General features: G+C 57.1%; 2 protein-coding genes. Both read left to right on the top strand.

Annotated elements, in window-relative coordinates; all coding sequences use genetic code 11:
* A partial coding sequence (locus tag HMPREF1992_RS05000) for a sigma-70 family RNA polymerase sigma factor (protein ID WP_021684782.1) occupies positions 1–327 on the top strand: 327 nt, incomplete at its 5' end.
* A 37-nt stretch (positions 328–364) separates the two neighbouring features.
* A partial coding sequence (locus tag HMPREF1992_RS04995) for a sigma-70 family RNA polymerase sigma factor (RefSeq protein ID WP_021684781.1) occupies positions 365–1,190 on the top strand: 826 nt, incomplete at its 3' end.

Raw genomic sequence — 1,190 nt, 5'->3', positions numbered from 1 at the left:
TCGCTCGAAACGCCGATTGGCGAGGAGGAGGACTCCCACCTCGGCGACTTCATCGAGGACGAGGCGGCACTCGATCCCGCAGATGCGGCCTCCATGATGCTGCTCAAGGAACAGATTGCAGACGTCCTCAAGACACTCGCTCCACGCGAGGCGGAGGTCCTGCGTCTGCGCTTTGGACTCGAGGATGGGCGTTCGCGCACACTCGAGGAGGTCGGGCAGAGTTTTGGTGTCACGCGAGAGCGCATCCGCCAAATCGAGGCAAAGGCACTGCGCAAATTGAGACACCCTGTGCGTCTGCGCAAACTACAAGGAAATTTTGATCTTTAATATAGAACCGAACGAATACACGATAGGAGGCCGCGTTATGACAGAGGGGACGGAGCAGAAAAAAGCGCCGGGCGCCGAGATCATTGAACGCCTGCTTGCCAAGGGCAAGAGCAACGGCGGGACTCTGACGTATGGCGAGCTGATTGACGCACTGCAAAAACAGGATATGTCCCCCGATGAAATGGACGATATGTACCAGCGCTTTAGCGATGAGGGCGTTGAGATTGTCGATGATGTACCGGTGGCAGCGAATGAATCTGCGGACGATGCCCCCCCCGAGAAAGAGGAGGAGGTCGAGATCGATCTCTCCGTTCCCGAGGGGATTTCTCTTGATGATCCTGTCCGTATGTATCTCAAGGAAATCGGACATGTGCCTCTGCTGACGGCAGAGGAGGAGGTCGAGCTTGCACAGCGTATGGAGGCGGGCGATGAGGAGGCACGTCATCGGCTTGAGGAGGCGAACCTGCGCCTCGTCGTGAGCATTGCAAAGCGCTATGTAGGACGCGGCATGCTCTTCCTCGATCTCATCCAGGAGGGGAACCTCGGACTCTTAAAGGCAGTCGAAAAATTCGACTACAGCAAGGGGTATAAATTCAGCACGTATGCAACGTGGTGGATCCGACAGGCAATTACGCGTGCGATTGCCGATCAGGCACGCACGATCCGCATTCCCGTCCACATGGTCGAGACGATCAACAAGTACATTCGCATCTCGCGCCAGCTCCTGCAGGAGCTCGGGCGCGATGCAACCCCTGATGAGATAGCAAAACACATGGGGCTGAGCACAGCACGCGTGCGTGAGATCATGAAGATCGCACAGGAACCCGTGTCGCTCGAAACGCCGATTGGCGAGGAGGAGGACT

The sequence above is a fragment of the Selenomonas sp. oral taxon 892 str. F0426 genome, assembly GCF_000468035.1.
Lineage (GTDB): Bacteria > Bacillota > Negativicutes > Selenomonadales > Selenomonadaceae > Centipeda.
Note: the sequence above shows the minus strand (reverse complement) of the source record. Positions and strands in the feature narration are given on the sequence as shown.